A 22842-nucleotide genomic window follows, 5' to 3' on the forward strand; every position below is an offset into this window, starting at 1 on the left:
GAGAATTGTTCTAAGAAATCTTTTATTCTGATACTAATAAAAGCAAGCCTATCAGCCATGATATCGTATTCACTCCGTTTTATTTTCGTTTAAAAATAATGAGAGATATCTTTTTGTACTTTGATGTTTTTTCTGTTTATAATTCAGCGTGTGGCAATTACTTTAAAGGATGTGTTCAAAATGAAACACAAGTCAGCAACGTATTTATTTATTCTTACATTAGTCATCGGTTTAACCTATCAAATGCTTCCCTATACACCCCTAAGCGATTCCGTTTTATCCATCATTGGTACTGTATGGAATGTGATTTTGGCATTTGGTGCAGGGTACTTTCTCTTACGAAGGACCTTTTTGGAACAATTCAAACATTTTCGTTTCATCGTTTTATTATGGGGTGTGCCTTTCGTCATTTTGACTGGCGTGTTCTTTTCCTTTATTTATGCCGCTATTTTTGGACAAACAACAACTAACTCGATCGGCGAAACCATCACTGTCCAAATGGTCTTTTTACAAGTACCCTTCATGTTGATGGGAGAAGAGTTGCTTAGTACCAATCTCTTGTTAGCTTTACAGAAAAAAGGATTCTCTTTCCTCTGGTCTTCCATCATTTGCAGTGTGCTGTTCGCTTTGTGGCATATCCCAGCGTACGGTTTTCATCCAGCACAATTATTGATCACCTTGATGCCCGCAAGATTGGCACTCAACTACGTCTGGAAAAAATCCAATAGTGTTTGGGTCAGCTGGATCTGCCATTTTCTTTATGATGGACTCGGTTTTATTTCATTCTTTCGTTAAATAATCAAAAAAAGACAGCTGAATCGTAGCTGTCTTTTTTTGATAGTCAGTAACGCCTTTCCCCAATGACTTACTTGATCGCTATTTTCGCTTTCTGAAATAAAGCCAGCTTGCTGTGGCGACGAAGCACAAACCAACTACAAATGGGAACAACGTCCCCTGCTCATCGGTTTGCGGCAATCTTTGCGCAGAATTGCTTTTTTTCGAAGTGACAGTCGCTGTTGGGTCTTTTTCTTTTTTATCAGAACTATCCACTGTTGCTACGTTTTCTTTTGTATAAACATACGTCACAGTTGCCCCCTGCTTACCGAATGTGCCTTTGGCATTTTGCGGCAGCTGACTTCCGTCTAATATGTAGCCGTCGATTGTTAGTTGATATTTTTCTGTGCTGGCATCATAAGAGTCGCCTAAGTTTCCACTGATCCTTTGTGGAGGGTGAATTTCTTTGCCTTCGGTGTCCATATACTCCACTGTTATATCCGCTGCTGGTATCGGATTTTTTTTGTAGATGTAGGTGACAGTTTGTGCTGTTTCTTCAAACACACCTTTACTATTTTCTGGTAATTGACTTTGATCTAAGGTATAGCCTTCGATTGTTACTTGGTATTTTTCTGTGCTGGCATCGTAAGACTCGCCTACGTTTCCAGTTATGATTTGAGAAGGGTGAATTTCTTTGCCTTCTGTATCCACATACTCGACCGTTATATCCGCTGCTGGTACAGAATTTTTTGTGTAGATGTATGTGACTGTTTGTGCTGTTTCGCTAAACAAACCTTTACTATTTTCTGGTAATTGACTTTGATCTAAGGTGTAGCCTTCGATTGTTAGTTGATATTTTTCTGTACTAGCATCGTAAGATTCGCCTACGTTTCCACTGATCGTTTGTGAAGAGTGAATTTCTTTGCCTTCTGTATCCACGTACTCCACTGTGACATCAGCTGCTGGTACCGGATTTTTTATATAGATATACGCAACTGTTTCCGCGGTTTCGCTAAAAATACCTTTACTATTTTCTGGCAACTGGGTTTCATCTAGAGTATAGCCTTCGATCGTTACTTTATATTGATGTGTGCTGGCATCGTATGAATCACCTATACTTCCGCTAATGGTTCGGGAGTCATGAATTTCATTGCCCTCTGTATCAACGTATTTTACTGTTATATCCGCTGCTGGTATCGGATTTTTTATGTAAATGTAGGTAACAGTTTGGGCCGTATCGCTGAATACACCGATACCATTTTCTGGTAGCTTAGTTTCGTCTAAAGTGTAGCCTTCGATTTTTAATTGATATTTTTCTACGCTGGCATCGTATGATTCACCTACATTACCGCTAATCGTTTGGCTAGCGTGGATTTCGTTGCCTTCTGTATCCACATACTCAATCGTTACATCTGCTGCTGGTACGGGATTTTTTGTATACACATAAGTGACTGTTTGCACCGTTTCACCAAATACTCCTGTGGTATTTTCTGGCAGTTGGCTTTCATCCAGTGTATAGCCGTCGATCGTTAATTGATAGTTCTCTGTACTGGCATCGTATGGATTGCCCACATTACCGCTAATCGTCTGAGAAGCGTGGATTTCGTTGCCTTCGGTATCTATATATTCGACCGTGATATCCGCTGCTGGTACGGGATTTTTTGTATACACATAAGTGACTGTTTGCACCGTTTCGCCAAATACACCGATACCATTTTCTGGTAGTTTAGTTTCGTCTAAAGTGTAGCCTTCGATTTTTAATTGATATTGTTCTGTGCTAGCATCGTATGGGTCCCCTACATTTCCACTGATCGTTTGAGAAGGATGAACTTCTTTGCCTTCTGTATCTACGTACTCGACTGTTACATCTGCTGCTGGTACGGGATTTTTTGTATACACATAGGTGACCGTCTGTGCTGTTTCTCCCAAGATACCTTTACTGTTTTCTGGTAACTTAGTTTCATCTAACGTGTAGCCATCAATTGTTAACTTATATTCTTCGTTGCTGACATCATATGGTTCACCAATCGTACCGGTCAAGGTCTGCATCTCATGGATTTCTTGCCCTTGGCCATCAAGGTATCGGACATTTACCTCTCCAATCTGCTCCAGATCGACAATGACATTGACCACATGTGTGGTATTCACGCTATAGGAGGCTTGTCGAGCCATAAAAATTGCTACATAGGAACCTGGGTTGCTTGGGTCAACATTGGTGTAGTAAGGATAGATTTGCGAGTCAGAAATGCTTTTTTCTATATTGCCGCTAAAATTTAGTTTAAACGCCTCAATGCCTAATGCTTTGGTTGAGAAATCAAACGTACTGTTTACAGGAATATGAATCGTATCGGGACTGTTTCCAAAAGCATACTCACCCGTAATTAAACGCTCGTAGAGTTCAAGTGTTTTCGTTTCCCCAGGCTGCAAGGTGATGGAATTTCCAACCGACGTGAATGCATAGTTTTGTCTTTGATTCGTGGTACCAACTTGCTTAATAAAATAGCCATCTGAAGGAAGTTGAATTGTAACCTTTCCTGAACTGTCCGTGACTAACAATGTCACTTCACCAGATGTCGAGGAGGTCAATGTGAAATAAGCTCCTTGGATCGGTTGGTTTGAATTACCATCTAACACTTGAACCGTCAGTTGCCCATTGACAACTCTTGCAGCTGAAGCATTAACAGATGAGGGGACCTTATCTACAGTGCTTACAGCAGAATCTTCTTTAATATCTGATTCAGAAATATTTTTTTCATTATCACTGTTGACTTGCGTTTGCTCGTTTTTAGCATCCACACTCGATGAGGTCATTGATGTCATCGCAGCATTATCTGCTTCCGTTGAATCATTTGTATCATTAGATGGTGTAGCTATCTTTTCGTCTTGCTCCAACTGTTGGGAATCTGAAAAACCTTCGCTTTCCGCCATTACCTGAAATGCTGGCGTTACCACCGCAGCACTTAATAGGATTATTAAAGACATAATATGTTTAAATTTCTTTTTCACAAACTTTCACCTTAACCTTCTTTTTCAAAATTTATACTTTTTTATTCAAGCTTTTTTCACGCCTGAAAATCATTATAATTTATTAAATTTTAATTTACAAACATTTTTTTATTTATAGTATTCTCCACTCCTAGCTGAAGTTTTTATGCGGACTCATGAAATGCCCTTTATCTTGTGTATACCTGATTCATTTATCATTGCACTACATCACCTCTTCAGAATTTTATAATTCAAGTACCCTTCCCTTCAAGCAAATCCAGTGCAAATCAGCGCAAAGCTTCTTTGCATCCTTGTTTTATCAACGATTTCCGTTTCCCGAAAACAGGACACTATTTTCACCTAAGATTTCCTTTCTTTTTTGAATGACTCATATAAAAATACCTCCTAATTTTCAAAAGAGATATTTTTTTCAAGTTTCCAACTCAGAACAATAGAATTAGGTATTATTTAAAAGAAAAAAACACTAAAAATAATCGAGTTGCCGTGAATATCCAATGCGAAATTCTAAGCTAAACTCATTTTATTTTCATTTTTTGAGAACGAAGAAATACACTTGTGCATTTCTTCGTTAAATGGAGCTTTACAATTGTTTCTTTGAACCGCTTTATGATAGGATAGGTCAGAAGGAGCATTGAAATGACTATAGCTGAAAAAATAAAAGAGAGTCGCTTGAAATTAGGACTCACCCAACAAGAAGTTTCCGAAAAATTATTTGTTACTAGACAAACGATCTCAAATTGGGAAAACAATCGAAGTACCCCAGACATCGACACATTGATCAAATTAAGTGATCTCTATCAAATCGATTTAGAGTCACTACTAAAACCAGAACAATTAGCAGAAGAACCAGAAATAAAGAGTGACGAAAAGAACCCAAACTTTCGCCTTCCTCTATACTTGCTTAATTTAACTGCAGTCGTCGCTTGCGTTTTCACCGACTTCTTAACACCTACAGGAACAATGACCCTATGGACAGCTGCTGCACATTTTCTGTTACTAGTTAATTTTGTCCTTTTATTCAGCTTTTTCCTCACAAAAAAAAGACCCCTCCCTGCAAAAACAATTGTCTTTGCATTAGGAAAAGGTCTGTTGATCTTAGCCATTATATTAGGTTTTACTCTTTGGTCGAATAAAGGAGCTTCCGCTGATGCGTTACATCTGATCGGCCATAATTATGGTCATTTTGTCTATTTGATGTTTAAAGCAATTGGGGTGATTTATTTGTTTGATTGGCGGAAGTTTGAGATGTAAAAATCAATCAGATGAATACATCTAAAATTTCTTACTATTTACTATTGCAAGTAACTTAATCTAAATAAAGCATTTTCGAAAGAGCTTCTTGCCATGTAGGAATTTCAAATCCCAACTCTTTTGCTTTTGAAAGATTCATCACCGAATATTGTGGTCGCTTCGCCTTTTGTGGGAACTCGGAAGAAGGAATCGGCTTGACAACTACATCTGAATCTTTTAGTATTTCGCACGCAAATTCATGCCATGAGCAGCTGTTATCATTGGAAAGATGATAAATTCCAGTCGGTGCTTGCTTTTCGATAACATAAAGCATAAATTCTGCTAATGTTCGTGTCCAAGTTGGGCGCCCATATTGATCATTGACTACTGTTAAAGTCTTATGTTCCTTAGCTAATCGCTGCATGGTATAGACAAAATTGTGTCCGTACCGTCCAAAAACCCAAGAAGTACGAATAATATAGTAATCATCCAATATTCCTTGTACAGCTCGTTCTCCTAATAATTTGGTTCTTCCGTATTCATTTTGGGGATTTACTTGATCATCGACTTGGTATTCACCAACTTGCTTTTCTCCATCAAAAACATAGTCAGTACTGATATAAACAAGTTTTGCTCCTATAGCTTTTGCAGCCAGGGCCACATTTCTTGTGCCGGTGACATTGATTAACTCATCTAATTCTTTGCCTTCTTCTTCTGCTTTATCAACTGCGGTATACGCAGCACAATGAAAGATAACCGATGGGTGGATTTCTTTTACTTTCTCCATCGTGACCGTTTCATCTGTGATATCCATCTCTTTCGCATCGGTAGACACGTAGTCAATACCTTTTTCATCAAATAGATGACGTAATTCACTGCCTAATTGGCCATTTCCTCCTGTGATTAAGTACATAAATGATCGCTTCCTTTCAAAAAAGCAGGATCTCTCCTGCTTTTGATTCCTTATTGTCCTTGTTCTGCGTAACTTTTCTCAACTTGTGCTTTTTCATCTTGCCACCAAGAAGGATTGTTTCGATACCAGTCGATCGTATCAGCTAGACCTTCTTCAAAATCCGTGAACATCGGCTGCCAACCCAATTCTTCTTTTAATTTTGAGGAATCGATGGCATACCGCAAGTCATGACCGGGGCGATCAGTCACATGATCATAGGCATCTTTTGGCTCTCCCATCAATGTTAAAATCGTTTCAATGACTGATTTGTTGTCTGCTTCTCCATCAGCACCAATCAAGTAAGTCTCGCCAATTCGACCTTTTGTTAAGATTGTCCATACTGCTGAAGAATGATCATTTGTATGGATCCAATCGCGAACATTTTTTCCTTCACCATATAATTTTGGTCGAATGCCACTCAGAATATTCGTAATTTGGCGTGGAATAAATTTTTCGATATGTTGGTAGGGACCATAATTATTGGAACAGTTAGAAAGGGTTGCCCGCAAACCGAACGAACGAACCCAAGCTTTGACTAATAAATCAGAGCCAGCCTTTGTGGAAGAATAGGGACTAGATGGGTTATAGGCTGTTTGGTCGGTAAACTTCTCCCCTGGTCCTTCCCCATGCCCTGGAAGATCTTTTCGTAACGGTAGATCGCCGTACACTTCATCGGTTGATACGTGGTGATAACGCACATCGTATTTTCGACAAGCTTCAATCAATGTATAGGTACCAATCAGATTTGTCTGAACAAAAGGAAATGGATCTTTCAATGAGTTATCATTGTGTGATTCTGCAGCATAATGAACCACCGCATCGGTTTGCTGGACCAACTGATCGACTAATGCGCTGTCAGCAATATCGCCAACCACTAACTCTACACGATCTTTTGGAAGACCCGCTAGATTTTCTTTGTTTCCAGCATAAGTTAGTTTATCTAAAACAGTGACATGGATCTCTGGGTGATGATTAACGACATAATGAACGAAATTTGACCCAATGAAGCCTGCCCCTCCGGTTACAATGATTTTTTTCATGTCCACTCGCTCCTTATATCTCGCCATAAATAAACGGGTTTTGTTCTTCAAACGCTTTTAAAGTTGGGTGATGTTGGTCTTTTTCCGAAAGAATCGCTTTTTCTTTTGCAATGGGCCAATCGATCGCCAAATCAGGATCATCAAATGCAATACCTGCATCAGCCTGAGCATCATAATAATTATCACACTTGTACAAAAAGTTTACGTTTGAAGTCAATGTCATGAACCCATGAGCAAATCCCTTAGGGACCAACAATTGTCGCTGATTACTTTCAGATAAAATATACCCTTCCCATTCTCCATAGGTTGGACTACCTTTTCTGATATCAACGATTACATCTAAAACGGCTCCCGTCACCACACGAATCAATTTGGTTTGCGCGGCAGTTCCTTTTTGGAAATGAAGTCCTCGCAAAACACCTGCTTCGACAGATAAAGAATGATTGTCCTGTACAAAGTTTTGTGTGATTCCTGCTTCTTGAAAATCGGCCTGGGAATAGCTTTCGGTGAAGAATCCGCGATGATCACCAAAGACAGCTGGCTCTATAATCAAGACATCTGTCAATTTTGTTTTTGTTACAGTTAGTTTTCCCATGTTTATGCCTCACTTGCCAGGTTCAATAAATATTGACCATATTGATTTTTTTTCAGAGGTTGTGCTAATGCGATCAATTGTTCCTGATTGATATAACCCATTCGATAAGCAATTTCTTCTAAACAAGCAACTTTAAGATTTTGTCGCTTTTCAATGGTTTCAATGAACGTGGATGCTTCTAGTAAGGACTCATGTGTACCTGTATCTAACCAAGCAAATCCCCGTCCCATCACTTCTACTGAGAGTTTTCCTTTTTCAAGATACTTTTGATTGATATCGGTGATTTCCAATTCTCCTCGTTCAGAAGGGACAATTTTTTTAGCAATCTCAACAACTTGATTATCATAGAAGTATAAACCTGTCACGGCATAGCTAGACTTTGGCATAGCAGGTTTCTCTTCAATCGAAACAGCTTGCATCGACTCATCAAATTCTACCACACCAAAACGTTCTGGATCGTTGACATGATAACCAAATACCGTGGCACCTTCTTCTTTTTGAGCAGCTTTTTGTAACATCTTAGATAAGCCACCGCCATAGTAGATATTGTCTCCTAAAATCAGGCAGACACTCTCATTTCCAATAAATTCTTCCCCAATGATGAAAGCTTGGGCAAGTCCATCTGGTGTTGGTTGAACAGCATATTCTATCTGAAGTCCTAATTCTCGTCCATTGCCAAATAATTCTTGGAAACGAGGGGTATCTTGCGGTGTAGAGATTATCATTATTTCTGTTATTCCTGCTAACATCAAAGTAGACATTGGATAGTAAATCATCGGTTTATCATAAATTGGCATTAATTGTTTCGAAGTTGCTTTAGTTAATGGATACAGACGCGTGCCGGATCCGCCAGCTAGAATGATTCCTTTCATTATACTAATTCTCCTTTTTTCCTAAATTTTGAAATATCATTTCTAATATTTTTATCTGAAACATAGATACTCATAATAAATATAAACGTTGTAAATACTGATTTCACTACCATTCTAATGAAAACGTTATTTATAAAATCAAGATTGAATAAAAAGAAGATAAACATTGTAAAGAAAAAAGAAAAATAGTAAGGAAGTTGATTTTTAAATAATTTTAGGACTGGTAATTCATCTTTTACTAAAATTACTCTAAATATGAAAACTAAAAATTCAGTCGTAACGATGGCTATTACTGACCCGATTGATCCCATAGATGATGTCAATATCACTAGCAAAGGCATACTACAAACAGCTCCAACAACTAAAGGTATTGTATACCCATTATAATCACCATTTGCCAAACTGAATTGACTACTATACACCCCACCAATTGATATAAGATATACTAATAAAGATGATACTATCATCTCTGGAATCATAGGAGAAAATTCAGTTCCAAAAAACCATGGTACAAAATCTTTAGCATTTAAGATTAGTAACAAAGTTGAAAGTAACGCTATTATTGTTGTATAGTCTAACGATTTTCGAAAAATATTTAGCATAACATTTTTGTTACCATCTTTTTTCAAGCGTGCTAATTTGGGCATAATAATAGTACTAAATGAAACTATTATTGCGATTATAATCCTCGCTATTTTTTGTGATTGCGTATAATATGCTAATGAAATCTGATCAGAAAAAGTTCCAACTATTGGCTTATCAATATTTGTGTATATTTGAACCGCAATTACTGAAATTAATAATTTTAGTGACTCGCCTAAGTAATTGGAGTTTATTCTAATCTTTATTTTCGAACTTTTATTGTAATATTTTCTTAGAGAAATAAAAAAAACAATATTAGAAATTACTGTCCCAAAACTATTAATCGCTATATATAGATAGTAATCAGTTTCATTCTTGACAAAAATAAAAATACATATAATACTAATTATTTTAATTACTGTATTTCTAGTAACAACTTTTTTTATTTCACCAATACCTATATAAAACCATGATATATCAAAAAGAAAAGATAAGAGGTACGGAAAAAACAAAAAAAATATCTTTAGGAAGTCTTCACTAACAAAGTAAAACCAAGTAATATTTAAAATCATTATAGGAATAAATGAAATGATTTGAATGATCCATTCATCATAAAAAGCTTGCTTTCTCTCATCAAAATTTTTCTGTGCGATTTCTTTTACACCTTGTTGGTTCTTACCAAAAAGTATAAGAGACCCTAAAAACAATATAATAGAAGAGTAATAACTATAATCACCTATATAATACGGTCCCAGAACCCTAGAAACATATGGTATTGTTACAATTGGAACAATCAATATAAAAACTTGATAAAGTGAATTGTAAATTATATTGGACATAAATTTCTTCATACTTTTCTTCCTCTATTAATTCTCAGATTAATTTTTAAGACATTCTCAAATAAATTCGCCTTGAATAATAAGAGTTTTAAAAAGTTTTTGTGTGAGAGCAACTTTACATCAATGAAATCATTTAGAAATAAATTAATCTTTTGTTTATTCATCTTTAACTCTTTGTTGTCTATATTTAGAATCACTTGTTTCCTATATTCCTGAAACAAATTATGAAATATAAAGTTTGTAGATAAGGCAACAAATTGATTTAAATTAGCTTTTTTTACAAAATATAATAGCTCTTCTGAATTTTTTATAATATTATCCATATCTTCTAATTTATATGAATGAACCATTGACTCACTTCGCTGCCTATAATAGTAGCATGCTTTATTATAAAAATATATTTTATTGGAATATCCAATAAATTGGTAAGCAGTAGCCCCATCCTCTTTTGTCCTTCCTTCTGGGAAAGGCTTGGTGCCAAATGTATCCAAAATATACTTTCTTGAAAATAAGACATTTCTTCCCAATGGCCCTATTTTATTGGAAAGAAGTAATCTCAAACTTGTTATCGAATCTTTTACTCCACAAAAAGTACCAAAATCTTGCAATACTTTTTTATTATCCCCCTCAAAAAGAAACATGAATTTACTAATTATTAAGTCAACTTTACTATTCTTCTCTATTATTTCATCCATTTCATAAAAAAAAGTATCCTTTACGTAATCGTCCGAATCCATAAAAAAAACATACTCTTTTTCTGCTAGTTGAAACCCCATATTTCTTGCTTTTGACACCCCAGTATTTTCTTGATGTTGCACTTTAATATTTTTTATTTGTGAATTTTTTATTATCTCAAAGGTATTATCTGTTGAACCATCATCCACAAAAATAATTTCTAAATTAGGGTAATTCCACTTAGCAATTTTATCTAATGTATATCTAATATATTTTTCTGAATTATACACTGGTATTATTACAGATATTCCAATCATAACTTACTCCTTTTAGTTAAATAAATCCTGAACTATTGAAGAATAACTTGCTTTATCATTATCGTAAACTTTATTCCTCACTTGAATAACTTTTCTATTTATATCATCATACGTTTCACGATTATTGATCTGATCACTAATATTTTGCTCTAACTCACTCAAATTTTTAGAGATCCAACCTGCAGTATAATCATCAAAAGTAAGCGAGAAGCCTCTTTCTGCGTTAACATAGTGTTCTATATCTGGAACATAATATTGAACTGGTTTATTAAAAAAAATACAATCAAAAGAAATGCTAGAGTAATCTGTTATTAAAATATCAATTTTTGATACAAGAACATTCAGATCAAATGTCGCAGGTAACATAATTGTCTCGACATCATTGCTATGCTCACTGTTAGTACTCTTATCAGCCAGATGCTTTTTTTGCATCCAAATAATATCGTTTTTTTTCAGATACTTTCTAAAATCTTTATTTTCAATGGGATTGTCAATGCTTACACTAGTTTCTCTAAATGTAGGTACGTAGAGTAAAAATTTTTTTTTAGATTCATTTATTTTTCTGAGGATTACTTCTTCATCGCTGATTAATTCTAAACATTCACAGTTGCGTGGATACGACGAAATTACGATGTTTTTTTCTGGTAAATTAAATGCATCTGAAAAAATATGTCCAATTTGTTTACTCGTAGCAAGCATAAGATAATTATTCCAACCGCCTGAAACTTTAACAAAACTATTAAAAAATGTATTAGATTTGGCGAGTGCTAAAATTTTATTGATTATTTTATTATCAAACATATACTCACTGTTATTAGCATTACGTCCAATTCCTTTCAATGGAATTCCATGCCATAATTGTATCTTTTTAGCCCCATATGATAATTCTCCCAAGATATCACCTTTGTACTGCTTGGTTTTAAATGGAACATTACATACCACATGAATTCCTGACTTCAAATGATAATAGTAGCTACTAAAGCTATGAAGTTTATATGCTTTATAACCTATATCATTTAATTCTTTTAAAATATCACTATTCCTTGTTACAAATATTACTTTTTTATCTGTGTATTTGTGCATATACTGAAATAAATATCTTGAATTGTCAGAAAAAGTTTTGCCCATCCAAGAACCAAATATAACAATATTATTTTCTCTCTTTATAAAAACATTTAATACACATACAATAAAATTCATAATAATATTTAAGCTAAACTTGTAAATATAAAACATTGAAATTATCCTACTTCCATTTGCGTTTTTCTATATTCAAAATATACAACAGCTATCAAGATGAAACCAGTTGAAGTAAATAAAAAAGGATCAAAATAGCATTTAATCAAATACAATGCAAATGAGAGTGCTAGCCAAGTAAAGTTTTTATTCGTCAGAAGACGATATATAGGCTTTATTAGAAATGACATAAAAGGGACTAATCCAATCAATCCGATTTGCCTAAGTAATTCTACATAGCTTAACTCAGACTGATTAATTAACTCATTTCTAGCATAACTAAAATAGTAGGACCTTGCTCCCATCCCAAAAATATAATTTGCCCAGGAATTATTCATAGCTAACTTGATTGATTCCAAATTTAAAGATCTAATTTCATCACCATAACTTTTTGCCCAGTTTATTCTGGTTACTCTTTCATAAAAACCCCTTCCATAAAGAATAACTATAATAATTAAACTTAAAACTAGTAAAGGTTTCATTATTCTAATTCTCTTATCAAAGAAAATATATAATAGTATCATTGCAATTCCCAGATAAATATTTGCACGAGTTCCAGACCATATCAATGCTAAGAAATGAATTAAAGCTAAACTATAATTTCTCTTAAAAAGGTAGTATGAAAAAGAAATCAGGACAAGAGGAGAAGCATTCAAAAAAATAACATAGTGAAAGATAGCAAATTGAGATACACTTATTTGAGCTTCTCCTGCATCATTTAAAAACATTAATAACGGATTAGTGTTAATTGTTAATATACCAACGCTATCTAAAATAGCACTAACAACAATTATAAACGCTATAACATTCAAAACATAGATGAAATATTTCAACAAATTGATTCCCCTATACTCACATATCGGAATCAGCAATAGATAACTAAAAATATAAAAGAACTTTACCAGCTCTATCCAATCTTGATTTTTTAATGACGACAATACAAATAACATGAAAGGAAAAATTACTATAAAGAAGGTATAAAACAGATTTTTTTTCATTGTGAGAAAACTTAATATTTTATTGATATTTATAATTAATATACAGACAAAACTTAATAACTTTAACTTCAAAGAATCAGCTGGAGTTAATAATGCAAAAAAAAGAAAAAATATGATCATATATTTATTAAAATCATTAAATCCTAGTTTCTTATTTAAAATTTTATTCATACTTACCTCTATCCTAATATTTTCCCAGTAAAAATAACAAACTAATATTCAATTTCTCTAGTAATGATTTTGTTGGTAATGGATTTAGGAAAAAAAATTTGATTCTTTGTCTAATATTTGATCTGTATTTAATAATTTCTAATAATAAATTTCTATTCTCATTTGTTAATACATCTCCAAAATTTGCATATAGTTCATTTACCCAATCCAACCTGACATTTTTTTTACCAGTCAAACCATTAGACTTAATCTTATCAATAAATGTTCTAGTTCCTCCAACAACATTATTCGTATGTTGGCGATAATTAATGTGAGGAAACTCATCATAATAAACGAATCCATCCATTCCTAAACATATCATATAAAGTAAATGATCATGAAGTAATTCTTTTGAAAAAGATTTATAATTCTCTGTATTTGTTCGAACCAAATCTCGAAGTTTCTTATTAAAAACCATTGTACATCCTATAGCATTATTTTTAATTAGGGTTCTTCCAAAACTAAAAACGCCTTTTTCAAAAGAATCTTCTCCTATGTATTTTTTGTTATTATCTACTAATCTCGTTTTCCCAAAATACAATGATGGTCTATCATTACTTGTTTCAAGCTTCTTAATAGCCGAAATTATTTTATCAGTATCCCATATATCATCTTGATCGCAAAAACAAAAATACTCAGCATCATCATCAGACAATTCAATGAGTTTCAAGAAACTCATTTTCACACCTATATTATGACAATTAATGACTTCGACATCTTCATATAATAAATCATTGTCCAAAACTTTATCAGAGCCATCATTTCTAATTATTATTTTTATCTTCAGTGAACCTTCTTGATTCTTAATGCTATTTATTAATTCATCTATATATTTTTCTCCATTATAATATGAGAGTAATACATTCACTTTTGTTTTGTTCATTTAAAAAATCCCCATCAAAATAGATATTTTAAAAAGAATGTTTATTCGAGGTATGCAGGAATCATAGGTATCATCCAAGATTAAGTCAAATTTTGATTTTAAACTATCTTTATATCTCAATAGTTTTAGAATACTTATTTTATTTTTATCATTCAAAATATCTTTGTAATTTTCCCAAACCGATTGTGCTTGTTTTAGTCGCTCATTATTATTTTTAATACTTAAAAATAAGCGTCTCCAGTGTTTCATTTCGAACTTATTTGAAAAACCAACTGTATTATTACCATGTTGTCTATAAGCCATTGTTGGCTCATTATCAATGAACAAATTCCCCGAATAGGCTTGAAGTGTTAATAATGTCCAAAAATCATGCATTCTCATATAATTTGGTGTTGACTTATCAATTTTTTCTTTTAGACTTTGATTAAATACCATTGTACATCCTGATGGAGATATTCCCATTAAAGTCTTTTCCATAGTTATTTGCCCATATTCATTTAAATTTCTTGTGAATAGTACATCTAAATTTTCATCAACAACATCATAAGTAGAGCAATATAACGAGGGCTCTTCTTGTGAAAACAAGCTTAATTTAGAGCATGCCTTATTTAACTTATCAGAGTACCAGACATCATCTTGATCAGCATATGCATAAAATTCAGTTTTGTTTGGACACTTTCTAAGAGCTGTTAAAAAGCTTACAGCCGGACCAAAGTTCTTCTGGTCTGTAATAATCTCTATCGGGTATTTATTTTGCAATTTGTTTACAATAAATAGCGTATTATCCGTCGAATTATCGTCACGTATAAAAAGGGTTACTTTACAATTGACTTGTGCAAAAATACTTTCTATTTGTTCCTCAATAAATCGTTCCCCGTTATATGTTGACATTATGACTGTTACATTATACATATCTACATTCCTTCACATATTAGAATAAATTCCAGACATTATTTTATTAACTTCTTGAATCGTATAATTTTGAGAAATCTGTTCACACTTCCTACTCATAGATACTTTTTCATCTTGACTAAGCGATACCCACTGTTGCAGTTTTTCTAATAATTCGTTTTCATCTGAGGGATCCTTTATTACAAAACCAGTGATCCCATCCTCCGTATAATCTTTTATACCACCAACATATGAAGAGATAAGCGGGACACCTGCTGCCATAGCTTCTAAACCTGCTAATCCGAGACCCTCTCTTTTCGAAATAAAGATTGACAAATTAGAAATTTCCAAGTAAGGTTCTATATTACTTTGATAGCCAGTGAAATGTACTTTTTCTTCCAGACTAAAATCCTTGACTAGCTGTTTTAAAAAAGCAAGTTCATCGCCAGTTCCACATATTATATAGTGAAAATTAAAATCAAGATTATGTAGAGCCTTTATTGCTGTAACATGGTTTTTTCTTTTACTTAACTCGCCTACAGAAATAATTACTAATGCATCGTCATCGATACCGAGTCTTTTTCTTAATTGCTCTCTTTCATTTTTTGTAGTTACTGGGTGATCAACTTTTTTAATACCTACTCCTGGAATTTTGATCGCTTTTTCCGCATGAAATTTTTGAGCTATTTCATAATCTTCATTATTTATAGTTAGCAATACATCAGTATATCTTGAAAGATACCTTTCAATTGGATAGAAGATTAGCCAATTTTTTACTGGACCTCCTTTAAAAAAATGAAATCCATGAGCAGTATAGATAACTTTAGTTTGTGTACTTCTAAATGCTAATCGTGTAATTGCTCCACCAATCGGAGAATGACAGTGTACCAAAGCATAATTGTTATTAGATAATTGTTTTAGCTTTTCATAACATTGCTTATCTTGCTTAAAAGTACCTATTCCCCTTGGAAAATCAATTTGAATGCAGTTAACTCCTTTTTCTTTTAATTTCTTTTTCAGATTCTCAACAATTGTCTCTGTAATAGTACCTGGATTTGTAAAGTTAGTAGCTACATCCACTGTAAATCCTAAATCAATAAGAATTTGGATATTGTCTAAGTTAAATTGCTCTATCATGGAAGCTACTGAAGCAACGAATAGCGCTCTTTTCATACCTGAAACTCCTTAAAATATATCTATTTTTCATAAACTAAATTTCCAAAAGCTTTATTGACAATCTTGCCTACTTTCCCCGGAAAATAACCCATTAAATAGATTAGCCAATTTAACCACGAAAACAAATAGATTTTCTTTCCATGTTCTAGCGCTAAATCCCTTACCATATAACTTGTTCTAACATATTGGTCATCTTGTGGGAAAAATATTCCTTCATCAGAATTGTCCACTCTATTCTTGATAAACTCACATAATCTAAAAATGTTTAACATAGACCTTTCGTTTTTAACATTAGGAAAAACAGGAATCCTTTTTGCAATCTTAACCAATTGCTGATAATTTCCTCTACTGTTTGGTCCATATATCATTGGCGGACGAACAAAAACTATTTTTAAATTTTTATCCTTCAGCATTTTTAAATTTTTTTCAGCCTGCCACTTGCTGTCACCATAAAAATTAGAAGGGTTAGGTTCAGTATGAGCTGTTATAATTCTTTTTCTATTTATATTTGTTTCCTCACCATAAATAATAATCGAACTCATGTAAATAAATTGTCCATTTTTTCCATTTAAATCATTTTTGTACTTTTCTGCTGTCTCAACTGCAAGATCGCAATTCACTTTATAATAAAGTTGTTTCGTTTCTTCACTGACTTTTGATACATCTGCATGAGCAATTCCAGCAACATGAAAAACAGAATCATACTGAGAGAAATCTTTTTCTTTCCATTGATCTCCATGCATATCAACTGTATCAATTTGATAATTATCGCCAAATTGCTGCATCCATTTCTCGAAGGATGTACCGATATAACTGTTCGCTCCTGTAATTAGGATTCTTTTCATTCGATTTCCTCCTTCTTCATCGTTCCAGTCCCGCCTTCAACGACACCGTCACTTTTGAAAACAGAAGTAATCGTACCAAGGAAGCATTTTATATCCATCCTTAAACTAATATTATCCGTATATTTGCCATCTAACTTGGCCTTAATTGGAATCTCAAGCTCATCTCGACCACTAATCTGAGCTAACCCAGTCAATCCTGGACGAATATCATTTGCTCCATACTTATCACGCTCTTCAATCAAGTCATATTGATTCCAGAGAGCCGGACGAGGTCCAATGACAGCCATATCACCTTTGATAATGTTGAATAATTGAGGTAATTCATCTAAACTTGTTTTTCTTAAAAATTTTCCGACCTTGGTGATATAAAAATCAGGGTCTGCTAATAGATGTGTCGGCATTTCTTTTGGTGTATCAATCTTCATTGTTCTGAATTTATAAATATTAAAATAGGTTTTATTCTTTCCAACCCGTTTTTGCTTGAAAATAATTGGTCCCTTAGAATCTAGTTTTATTGCTAAGCATAAAAGTAATAAAACTGGTGATAACACAACGATCCCCATTAACGATAAAATAAAATCAATGATTCGTTTCAATCCATCCTTATACAACAAAACCCACTCCTATTTGTTTGAAGCATTTGCAAATTTCACAATTTCATTAGCCAAAGTAGCACTTTCTTTAGGAAGTGCTTCTACAAAATAAAGTACCTCTTCCAAGGAATAACCTTTGATATTGCCAACAAAGATTTTCTCGAAGACTGCTTCATCATTCCGTTCTTTATCCAATAGTAATTCTTCGTATAATTTTTCCCCAGGTCGAATCCCAGTTTCAATAATCTCAATCTCTTCTTCGCTATAACCACTTAGACGAATCATATTCTTCGCAAGATCAACGATTTTCACCGGTTCGCCCATATCTAAAATAAAGATTTCGCCACCCTTAGCAAGTGCGCCTGACTGAATAACTAAGCGGCTAGCTTCTGGGATCGTCATGAAATAGCGAGTCATGCGAAAATCAGTCACTGTAATTGGTCCGCCTTTTGCTATTTGCTCACGGAATACTGGAATCACACTGCCTCTTGAACCTAAGACATTACCAAAACGTACAGCAGAAAATTTCGTGCAACCTTTTTCATTTAAGCCGGTAACAATCATCTCAGAGATGCGCTTTGTTGCCCCCATGACGTTTGGCGGATTATTGGCCTTATCTGTAGAGACCATTACAAAGTTTTTCACCTTCGCAGCTTTAGCAGCTTCAGCAGTATTTTTAGTTCCGTAAATATTGTTTTTGACTGCCTCTTTAGGATTGTATTCCATCAACGGTACGTGCTTATGGGCTGCTGCATGATAAACGATATCCGGTTTGACTTCGTTCATGATTTCAAACATCTTTTCACGATCTTGTATATCGGCTATAAGGGGAACGATTTCGGTAATATTGTCTTTAAAATTGATGTTCAACTCGCGGTCAATTAAGTAAATCGAGTTTTCTCCGTGTCCTAACAAAACTAGTTTTTTAGGATTGAATTGGATCACTTGGCGACAGATTTCGGAACCGATCGATCCACCAGCACCAGTCACTAATATCGTCTTTCCAGTAATTTGATCTTTGATGGAGTCGATATCCAATTTGACTTCGTCTCTGCCTAGCAAATCAACGACATCGATTTTCTTCAAACGTGATGTGCTGATTTTTCCAGAGGCGATTTCTTCCATTGATGGCATCGTGTTGACTTTGACATGCAAAGGTTCAATTAAGCTAAAAATACTCCGCAATTTTTTCCGTGACAAGGATGGAATAGCGATCGTAACCATATTGATCTCATACTTTTGAATCAAATCAGGTAAATCACTGATACAACCCAAGACTTTTTTCCCAGAAAGATAAGTGTTTCGTTTATTCGGATCATCATCGACAAATCCGATAATATTAATGTCACTTGCCGTTTTCGAACCTACAAAGCTATTATAAAGAATACGGCCGCCTTCTCCTGCACCGACGATCAGGGTATTTTTGACAACCTCATTGGACGTCCCCCTCATGTTTTTTCTTTCAATATAGATCCGCCAAATCAATCGACTAGCAATAATCAGAAAGAGCGAAAGAAAGTACGTAAAGATCACTAAGCGCACGCTATAGGTTTCATCACCGAAAAACAAGATCACGTTACAAGTAAAAGCGCTGCATGATACAGCCAAGAAGATAGCAATCATTTCTTTCAAGTTCGTGTAACGATTGATTCGAGAAAAAACACGAAACACGGAACCATAAAAAAGATAGAAACCGACAGAAAGGCTCACCGACATCAATGTAAATTCTTTTGGAATCGCCACAAAGGGTTTCATAAAATAAACTGCTGCTATATTCGCTGCTATGATCAATAAACTATCTACAACTATCAAAGTTACAATTTTTCTTCTTCTCGTTAATTCAAACAACCCAGTTGCCCCCTAAAATAACCCGAATTTCTTTTTTTTCACTTCTGTAAAAGCTGGAAAACTGATTTGATCCCCGTTTATCAAATCTTTTGCTACTTGTTTCATCAATGTTACTTTGAGCATGCCAAAATCTTGCTCAATTTGCTCATAAGCTTCTTTTAAATTAAAGGTGCGTTTTGTAACGCCATGAGCATCCGAAGCGACCATCTGAACAAGATTATGTTCAACCATTGTTTTTGCTGTTTTTTGGATTTCTTTTCCAAATACGCCGACATAACTTGGCGCAGTTAACTGTGCCAAACAGCCCATATCCAAAAAAGGGATGAGATTGTTAGGGTCTTTTCTAAAATGAGCATTCCGCTCGGGGTGGACAATGACTGGAATCTTTCCCAGCTGTAGTAAATCGAAGAATATTTGTTCTGTATACGTAGGCACTTCAATCGTAGGAAATTCTATCAAGATATACGTATCATCAAGATCTGTAAAAAGGATGTCATTTTTCTGTATATCCTCAATTAAATCTCCTGTTATCCTAACCTCTTGCCCCTCAAGAACTGTCAAGGGCAGGTTCCGTGCGTCTAATTCTTCTTGTAAAGAAGTAACGAGAGAAATGACCTCTGACTTCGGATTGCGGTATTTTCCATTGTTATGATGTGGGGTACAAAGGATATGCGTAATTCCTTGGCTAATCGCTTTTTCAGCCATAGCAATGCTCGCATTGATGTCTTCTGCACCATCATCAATTCCTGGTAAAATGTGGCAATGTAAATCAATCATTTCTCTCGTCTCCTTCAAATTAATTAATTTCCATAATAATAGTAGTAACCTGAATCTTTCGAGTGTTCGGCACCGTTATAGACCACCCCAATGATTCTTGCTTGAACCATATTCAAAAGATCTCTCGCTTTTGTTAAGGATTCTTTACGTGCAACATTTTCTCGAACCACTAAGATCGTCCCATCTGCTTTAGATGCCATGATTTGTGCATCGGTGACTGCTACAACTGGTGGCATATCAAAGATAACCACATCGTAAAGGTTTTTCGCTTCTTCCATCACTTGGTTCATTCGTGCTGACCCAAGTAGCTCAGATGGATTTGGTGGTTTTGGTCCGCTGGTTAAGACAGATAAATTATCAATCACCGTTTTTTGAGCTGCTTCAAGGACGCTCGTTGAGGTACTTAATACGGTACTCAATCCACTCGCATTGTTTAAGCTAAATGTTTTGTATACAGTAGGCTTTCGCATATCGGCATCAACTAACAATACTCGTTGTCCTGATTTTGCAAAAACAACCGCTAGATTAGCTGAAGTTGTCGATTTGCCTTCCCCTGGACCAGAAGAAGTAACAACAATGGTCTTAATTTGTTTATCTGCTGAAGATGCAAATTGAATGTTTGTACGAATCGTACGATATTGCTCTGAGATTGGCGAAGAAGGATCAATTAGCGTGATCAAGCTTACTGCATGTGTCTGTGTCCCAGTACGTTCTTGTTTTTTTGCCATCATTGTTCCCTCCTAGACCCGGCTACGACTACGGCGTGATTCTGCCGTTTTGTCGCCTTGTGGTTTCTTAATAAATGGTGCGCTTGGCTTTTTCTGAATGGTCGCAGCCAATTCTTTTGGTGACATTTGGGGTACAGTACCCAATACGGTAAAGCCTAATGTTTCGGTTACAAATTTATCATCTTTGACAGTTCGATCTAGTAGCTCCAATAAGAAGGCTAAACCGACACCGACCATGATCCCTAATACCAGACCAATGGCTAAATTTAGTTTGTTGTTAGGTGAAACTGGTGTAGTACTAGCTACCGCACTTGAAATGATTGAGATTTTATCAACATTCATAACATCTTGAGCATTTTCTTGAAAGACCAATGCTGTCGTATTGGCAATATTTTGCGCTGACACTGCATTTGTACTAGTTGCCTGAATGGAAAACATCTGTGAGTTCTGTGACTGGTTGATCGAAATGGATTCTTTCAATTGTCCGACAGTCAAGTCAAGGTTATTTTCAGACTCCAAACGATCCTTTACTTGTGTCATAACCAAGTCACTGACAATCATATCTTTATACGTATTGATCATTTGCAAGTTTGTATTCACATCGTTGGCATTGGTAGTTTCGGATTGCGGCAATGTCACAATCAACTGAGCTTGTGAACTGTATTTCGGTGTAATGACAAAGAAGGTGAATATTCCTGCTAAAGCTAAACCAGCAAACATTGAAATAAAAATAGCAGCTAAGTGTTTCCGTAGAATTGCGAATATTTCTTTTAAGCTAATTGTTTCTTCCATCTTTTCTCCACTTTCCTATTCATTCTCTAGATTTAGTTGAGCTTTCAACTCTTTTTGAACTCTTGCTAGTTCTTCGTCACTCACACGCTGATATGAGATGCCGTCTTGCATGAATCCTTCCCCTTGCAACTGATCTTGTTTGATCGTTTGAAAGGCACTGCGATAGTTAAATGCTAAGGTTCGCATGTCATCGAAACTCATATCTGTCTTCATGTTTTGCTCAACGGCATTTAAGATCGTTTGATATTGGGTGATTCCATCAAGACTCAAGACTTTCTTAACGATCCCTTCAACGATTTTACGTTGGCGTTCTTGACGTCCATAATCGCCGTTTGGATCTTCATAACGCATTCTTGAATAGGCAAGGGCTTGTTCGCCATTTAGTGATGTACGTCCGATAGCAAAATCAAAGCCATCTTGCGAAAAGGTGATTTCATTATCAACTTCAATGCCGCCAACCGCATCGACTAATTCTTTCAAACCAGCCATATTGATTGATACATAATGATCGATCGGAATATCCAAGAATTTTTCTACGGTATTCATTGCCATCGCTGGTCCACCAAAAGCATAGGCATGATTAATTTTATCTGTCGTCCCATGTCCAACGATATCAACATAGGAATCTCTTCCAATACTCACCACCGTCGTCTGATTGTCTTGTGGGCTGATGGTCGCCACCATCATGGTATCAGAACGTCCTTGTTCGACTCTTCCTAAATCACCGGTATCGATCCCCATCAGTAAAACCGAGAAGGAATCTTTTTGGGATAGGTCGACATCATTTTCACGTAGACGATCTTCTCGATCACGTTCGACTGATTGATAGGTTTCTTGAATTGAGTTTGATACATCAAAATATAATTTTGCAGCGACACCGATCATTCCGATGACTAAAACTGCAACGATTGAAAAGATGATTAAAAAGATTTTTTTTCCTTTTGACATTTGCTTTCCTCCAGTTATCTCTATTTTCTTCGATA

Annotated in this window: 21 protein-coding genes; 2 read left to right on the forward strand and 19 right to left on the reverse strand. The window is 34.9% G+C overall.

From position 1 onward, the window contains the following. The first annotated feature begins 123 nt into the window (after positions 1–123). Entirely contained in the window at positions 124–795 is a 672-nt protein-coding gene (locus IGJ42_RS10510) for a CPBP family intramembrane glutamic endopeptidase (RefSeq protein ID WP_430616149.1), read from the forward strand. A gap of 81 nt (positions 796–876) precedes the next feature. Here IGJ42_RS10510 and IGJ42_RS10515 read toward each other — a convergent pair whose 3' ends face one another. After that, a complete protein-coding gene (locus tag IGJ42_RS10515; protein ID WP_430615368.1) occupies positions 877–3780 on the reverse strand; it encodes a MucBP domain-containing protein in 2904 nt (967 codons plus the stop codon). Positions 3781–4416: 636 nt separating this feature from the next. Between IGJ42_RS10515 and IGJ42_RS10520 the strand changes: the two genes are divergently transcribed. Then, positions 4417–5031 (forward strand): helix-turn-helix domain-containing protein, encoded by a 615-nt coding sequence (locus IGJ42_RS10520; protein ID WP_429969248.1) that lies wholly within the window; start codon positions 4417–4419, stop codon positions 5029–5031. Between the two features lie 55 nt (positions 5032–5086). Here the strand turns inward: IGJ42_RS10520 and rfbD are convergent, their stop codons facing one another. Genes rfbD through IGJ42_RS10610 form a run of 18 tightly spaced genes read right to left on the reverse strand, consistent with a single transcriptional unit; the run spans position 5087 to position 22807 of the window. Continuing rightward, positions 5087–5923, reverse strand: coding sequence for a dTDP-4-dehydrorhamnose reductase (gene rfbD / locus IGJ42_RS10525; protein ID WP_429967931.1), 837 nt, complete (start codon positions 5921–5923; stop codon positions 5087–5089). Between the two features lie 50 nt (positions 5924–5973). Next, entirely contained in the window at positions 5974–7002 is a 1029-nt protein-coding gene (rfbB, locus tag IGJ42_RS10530; protein ID WP_429967932.1) for a dTDP-glucose 4,6-dehydratase, read from the reverse strand. Positions 7003–7015: 13 nt separating this feature from the next. Beyond that, entirely contained in the window at positions 7016–7597 is a 582-nt protein-coding gene (gene rfbC, locus IGJ42_RS10535; protein WP_144770828.1) for a dTDP-4-dehydrorhamnose 3,5-epimerase, read from the reverse strand. Between the two features lie 2 nt (positions 7598–7599). Beyond that, on the reverse strand, positions 7600–8469 hold the full coding sequence (rfbA, locus tag IGJ42_RS10540) for a glucose-1-phosphate thymidylyltransferase RfbA (protein WP_429967933.1): 870 nt from the start codon (positions 8467–8469) through the stop codon (positions 7600–7602). Continuing rightward, the gene (locus IGJ42_RS10545) at positions 8469–9902 is read right to left on the reverse strand and encodes an oligosaccharide flippase family protein (protein ID WP_429967934.1); all 1434 of its coding nucleotides are present in this window, start codon (positions 9900–9902) and stop codon (positions 8469–8471) included. Before IGJ42_RS10545 ends, rfbA begins: the two co-directional genes overlap by 1 nt. Then, positions 9899–10882 carry a glycosyltransferase family 2 protein gene (locus IGJ42_RS10550; RefSeq protein ID WP_429967935.1) on the reverse strand — a complete coding sequence of 328 codons (984 nt, stop codon included), beginning with the start codon at positions 10880–10882 and terminating at the stop codon, positions 9899–9901. The genes IGJ42_RS10545 and IGJ42_RS10550 overlap by 4 nt, the downstream gene beginning before the upstream one ends. Positions 10883–10894: 12 nt before the next feature. Then, positions 10895–12118 (reverse strand): CDP-glycerol glycerophosphotransferase family protein, encoded by a 1224-nt coding sequence (locus IGJ42_RS10555; RefSeq protein WP_430615373.1) that lies wholly within the window; start codon positions 12116–12118, stop codon positions 10895–10897. Positions 12119–12123: 5 nt separating this feature from the next. Continuing rightward, entirely contained in the window at positions 12124–13287 is a 1164-nt protein-coding gene (locus IGJ42_RS10560; RefSeq protein WP_429967937.1) for an O-antigen ligase family protein, read from the reverse strand. 13 nt (positions 13288–13300) lie between these two features. Continuing rightward, a complete protein-coding gene (locus tag IGJ42_RS10565; RefSeq protein ID WP_430615375.1) occupies positions 13301–14209 on the reverse strand; it encodes a glycosyltransferase in 909 nt (302 codons plus the stop codon). Then, on the reverse strand, positions 14210–15121 hold the full coding sequence (locus IGJ42_RS10570; protein ID WP_429967939.1) for a glycosyltransferase: 912 nt from the start codon (positions 15119–15121) through the stop codon (positions 14210–14212). A gap of 12 nt (positions 15122–15133) precedes the next feature. Beyond that, positions 15134–16273, reverse strand: a complete 1140-nt coding sequence (locus tag IGJ42_RS10575) for a glycosyltransferase (RefSeq protein WP_429967940.1) — start codon at positions 16271–16273, stop codon at positions 15134–15136. Between the two features lie 23 nt (positions 16274–16296). Continuing rightward, complete coding sequence (locus tag IGJ42_RS10580; RefSeq protein ID WP_429967941.1) at positions 16297–17121, reverse strand: NAD-dependent epimerase/dehydratase family protein; 825 nt, start codon at positions 17119–17121, stop codon at positions 16297–16299. After that, entirely contained in the window at positions 17118–17732 is a 615-nt protein-coding gene (locus tag IGJ42_RS10585) for a sugar transferase (protein ID WP_429967942.1), read from the reverse strand. Before IGJ42_RS10585 ends, IGJ42_RS10580 begins: the two co-directional genes overlap by 4 nt. A gap of 12 nt (positions 17733–17744) precedes the next feature. Then, on the reverse strand, positions 17745–19562 hold the full coding sequence (locus IGJ42_RS10590; protein ID WP_429967943.1) for a polysaccharide biosynthesis protein: 1818 nt from the start codon (positions 19560–19562) through the stop codon (positions 17745–17747). Between the two features lie 12 nt (positions 19563–19574). Beyond that, positions 19575–20339, reverse strand: a complete 765-nt coding sequence (locus IGJ42_RS10595) for a tyrosine-protein phosphatase (protein ID WP_008378782.1) — start codon at positions 20337–20339, stop codon at positions 19575–19577. A gap of 23 nt (positions 20340–20362) precedes the next feature. After that, positions 20363–21070 (reverse strand): CpsD/CapB family tyrosine-protein kinase, encoded by a 708-nt coding sequence (locus IGJ42_RS10600; RefSeq protein ID WP_005234973.1) that lies wholly within the window; start codon positions 21068–21070, stop codon positions 20363–20365. A gap of 9 nt (positions 21071–21079) precedes the next feature. Further along, positions 21080–21859, reverse strand: a complete 780-nt coding sequence (locus IGJ42_RS10605; protein ID WP_008378786.1) for a YveK family protein — start codon at positions 21857–21859, stop codon at positions 21080–21082. Positions 21860–21874: 15 nt separating this feature from the next. Beyond that, positions 21875–22807, reverse strand: a complete 933-nt coding sequence (locus tag IGJ42_RS10610) for an LCP family protein (protein ID WP_005234969.1) — start codon at positions 22805–22807, stop codon at positions 21875–21877. Between the last annotated feature and the right edge of the window lie 35 nt (positions 22808–22842).

The sequence above is a fragment of the Enterococcus sp. DIV1067f genome (assembly GCF_050543505.1).
In the GTDB taxonomy this organism is placed as follows: domain Bacteria; phylum Bacillota; class Bacilli; order Lactobacillales; family Enterococcaceae; genus Enterococcus_D; species Enterococcus_D entomosocium.